Origin of the sequence: Terrisporobacter sp. (assembly GCF_017888745.1) — a bacterium.
Taxonomy (GTDB): Bacteria; Bacillota; Clostridia; order Peptostreptococcales; family Peptostreptococcaceae; genus Terrisporobacter.
Window position 1 is genome coordinate 1 of the sequence record NZ_JAGHFM010000293.1, and the last position, 4,262, is coordinate 4,262.

Here is a 4,262-nt window from a genome sequence, read left to right on the forward strand (position 1 = left end):
AAGTTTCCTATCATCCAGTTAGCTTTATTAGCATAATCAAAATCTGGTCCCCAGTGATACATTATAGGATTATAAGTTAAGTACCAAACTATCCAGAATATTATTGAGAATATTGTAACAAGAATAATAGCTGCAATTCTTTGCTTTTCTTTACCAGTAAGTGGTACATCATTATTTTCTTCTTTTTTAGAAGTAGTAGTTTTAACTTCATCAGCTTTGAAAGGTTTTTTACCAACTTCACCAAATCCTATTTTACCACCTATTATTAGCCATATTGCATCTAAGAATAATAATGCTGCACATAATAAGAATGTAGGTCCAAATCCAACTCCATAAGCTATGAAAGATACTATAGTAGTTCCTGTGAAAGAACCTATATTAACAAATGAATATTGGACTGAAAATGCTGAGTCAAGTTGCTCTGGGTCATCAAATAATTTACCATTAATCCCTGAAACGTTACCTTTAAATAAACCTGTACCTATAGATACAAGAGCTATCATTGCCCATACAAGTCCCATAGAGCTTTGAACAGATGCTTGCCACCCACAAACATAACCTAGCCCCATTAATATCGCTCCTAATACTACACATAATCTTGGGCTCACCCATTTATCAGCTATGTATCCTCCTAGTATTGGTGTTAAGTAAGTGAATGCTACTAAGTTAGCACCCATTTTAGCTCCTACTGCATCAGTTAATCCAAGTCCTCCTTTAGCTACTGAAGCAACTATAAATATACCTATTAACCATTTAGATGAATAGAATGCCATACGCTCTAATGTGAATGATAATGCACACACATAGAAGCCAAAAGGATATTTCTTTTTAGTTTTTACTGTGTTTTCCATATTTCCCCCTATTGATGATTATATTTCTTTTGTGTACTCCTTAAGCCAGTCATTTTCTTCTGCTGTTAAATATGGACTGATTGTGTCATACACTTTTTTATGATAACTATTCAAGAAGTCCTTTTCTCTTTGTGTCATTAACTCTGGGTTAATTCCATCTAAATCGATTGGACACATTGTAATAGTTTCAAACTCCATAAATTGCCCTGAATCATTTTTTTCAGCTTTCTTCACAACTAATTGATTTTCTGTACGAATGCCATGTGAACCTTCCATATAAATTCCTGGTTCATTTGTAATAACCATTCCTTCTTCAAAAGGAGTTGTTTCATGTTTTGCAGGAACAATGTACCAACGGAATCCACTTGGTCCCTCATGTACACTCAACATATAGCCTACACCATGTCCTGTACCACATTTATAATCTATTCCCATATCCCACATAGGGCCCCTTGCTAATATATCTAAGTTGTAACCTCTGCAACCTCTTAAAAACTTAGCCATTGAAAGATTTATCATACCTCTAAGTACTGCTGTAAAATGAGTTTTTAATTCATTGTTTAATTCCCCAAGTACAAAAGTTCTCGTTATATCAGTAGTTCCTTCATAATAATGTCCTCCAGAGTCTACTAGTAACATATGCTCAGCTTTTACTTCATAATCACTATCTTCCGTTGCACTATAGTGCATCATAGCCGCATGTTCCTTATATCCTGCAATAGTTTCAAAACTTAAGTCAACAAATCCTTCTTGTTCTTTTCTAAGTTCTAACAACTTTTCAGAAGCACTAAGCTCAGTTATTTTTATTTTTCCTACATTATTTTTTAACCAGTACATAAATTTAGTACACGCTATACCATCTTTTATATAAGCATTTCTTGTATTTTTTAACTCTGTTTCATTTTTTATAGCTTTCATCAAAACAGATGGATTTTCTATTTCTATTTTTTCTATTTCATCAGAAATATTGTTATATAAAGAATAATTTGTTCTTTCTGGGTCTAACATTACACATTCTTTTTTATCAATATTTTTTATAAATTCATATATATCGTTATATGGTTTTATTTCTATATTAAATTTAGCAAAATCTGCCTTGATACTTTCATTCAATTTATTTTCATCTATAAATAAATAAGCTTTATCTAATGTTATTATCGCATATGCAAGTACTACTGGTGTATAACTTACATCATTTCCTCTTATATTAAATATCCATGCAACCTCATCTAGCGTTGTAACTACATGCATTGATGCATTATTTTTTCTCATAACTTCTCTTATTCTATTTATTTTTGATTCAAAACTTTCACCAGCATATTTAATATCTAATGCAAAAGCTGATTCTTCAGATAAAGCTGGTCTATTTTTCCAAATCATATCTACAAGGTCATATTCGTATTTTATAGTAATATTTTTTTCTTTAAGTGTTCTTGCTAAATCTAGACCTTCTAAAGCAGATATTAATCTTCCATCAAATCCTAAAGCTCCACCAACAGGTGTTTTCTCTTTAACAAACTCTTCTACAGTTGGTACCCCTTCTTCACCCATTTTAAATAAATCTATTCCACTACCTGCTAATTGATTTTCAGCTTGTATAAAGTATCTACCATCTGTCCATAATCCTGCTTGGTCCTTAGTTACAACAACTGTTCCAGCAGAACCAGTGAACCCTGACATAAATCTTCTAGCTTTAAAATATTCCCCAACATACTCACTTTGATGATTGTCTGCAGATGGAATTATATAAGCATCAATTTGCTTTTCTTCCATTATTTTTCTTAGTGCAGATATTCTATTTGATATACTCATTAATCTATCCACTCCCGAAATAAATATTTTAAAACATTACACTATAATATAATGTTTTAATAATAAATAGTATACATTTAGAATTAATCTCCTAAAATCAGATTTTAATTTGTATACTAGCCCCTATTCTAACTGTAATTATAATATAATGTTATGATATTTACACTATATATTAGCAATATTTTATATAAATATACTATTTTTTAGAAACATTATTCAATTATCAACCTATTCATAAAATTTAAAATAAAAATATTTTAACTTAATAAATTGAATTTTCTGTCTACTTAACTTTTATTTACTTATATTGACTTTAATCAATATGGTAATTACAATTATCTTAAAAGTTAAATTATAATAAATAAAATTTTAACTAATAATTTCGCAATTTATAGGGGGATTTATTAATGGATCAATTAAAATTACAAAGTATTTTAGACTCAATGAAGGAAAATAATGTACCACAATTAATAGTAGCTGACCCAGCTTCTATATGTTACTTAACTGGTCGTATGCTAAATTGTGGAGAAAGAATGCTTGCACTTTATCTTGATGTAGAAGGTAATCATAAGTTTTTCATAGGTAAACTATTCCCACAATCTACTCCAATTGAAGGAGCTGAAATAATCTACTTTGATGATATTGATGATTATGTAGGTATGTTAGCAAATGTAATGAGAGAAAACACTATAGTTGGTATAGATAAAGTATGGCCAGCTAAATTCTTATTACCTTTAATGAAAAAATTAAATGCTACTGAATTCATTGATGGTTCATTCATAGTTGATAATATTCGTCAAATAAAAAATGAAAAAGAGCAGGATTTAATGAGAGCTGCATCTAAATTAAATGATGAGGTTATGGAAAAATTACAACCACTTGTTAAAGAAGGTTATACTGAATTAGAAATGGCAGATAAAATTTTGGAAATGTATCTTGAAGGTGGAGCACAAGGTCACTCTTTTGATCCAATAATAGGATATGGTGCTAATGCTGCTGACCCTCACCATGAATCAGATAATTCAACTGGAAAAGTTGGAGATTCAGTTGTTTTAGATATAGGATGTGTAAAAGATGGATACTGCTCTGATATGACTAGAACAGTATTTATAGGTGAAGTATCTGAAAAAGCAAGAGAAGTATATGAAATAGTTAAAGAAGCTAACTTAAGAGGTATAGCTGCTTGTAAACCAGGTAACAGATTCTGTGATGTAGATAATGCTTGCCGTGATTACATAACTGAAAAAGGATATGGTGAATACTTCACTCATAGAACTGGTCACTCTATAGGTATGGAATGCCACGAATTCGGTGACGTTTCTTCTGTAAACGAAAATATATTAAAACCAGGTATGGTATTCTCTGTTGAGCCAGGTATATACTTAGAAGGTGAAGTTGGTGTTCGTATAGAGGATTTAGTTCTTATAACTGAAGATGGCTGCGAAGTATTAAATAATGTATCTAAAGAATTAACAGTTATAAAATAAACATCAACTTTTAAAATAATTAAAATAAAACGGTGAACATTCTGTTCACCGTTTTTATATTAATAATATTTATGTGTCTATTTATTATTTTTTTTAATTGCAGCTTGAGCAG

Annotated in this window: 3 protein-coding genes; 1 reads left to right on the forward strand and 2 read right to left on the reverse strand. The window is 30.3% G+C overall.

Annotation, left to right across the window (positions count from 1 at the left end):
- Positions 1-851: MFS transporter (locus J7G74_RS13410; RefSeq protein ID WP_297136259.1), on the reverse strand; the 851-nt coding region annotated here is incomplete at its 3' end.
- An 18-nt stretch (positions 852-869) separates the two neighbouring features.
- Entirely contained in the window at positions 870-2,663 is a 1,794-nt protein-coding gene (locus tag J7G74_RS13415) for an aminopeptidase P family protein (RefSeq protein ID WP_297136260.1), read from the reverse strand.
- A 407-nt stretch (positions 2,664-3,070) separates the two neighbouring features.
- On the opposite strand from J7G74_RS13415, the gene J7G74_RS13420 reads away from it, so the two are divergent.
- A complete protein-coding gene (locus tag J7G74_RS13420) occupies positions 3,071-4,150 on the forward strand; it encodes a M24 family metallopeptidase (RefSeq protein ID WP_297136262.1) in 1,080 nt (359 codons plus the stop codon).
- Positions 4,151-4,262: the final 112 nt, after the last annotated feature.

What these genes read in the sequence shown, in the direction of transcription:
- J7G74_RS13420 (WP_297136262.1), top strand. Translation starts at nt 3,071, where the DNA reads ATGGATCAATTAAAATTACAAAGTATTTTAGACTCAATGAAGGAAAAT.
- J7G74_RS13415 (WP_297136260.1), bottom strand. Translation starts at nt 2,663, where the DNA reads ATGAGTATATCAAATAGAATATCTGCACTAAGAAAAATAATGGAAGAA.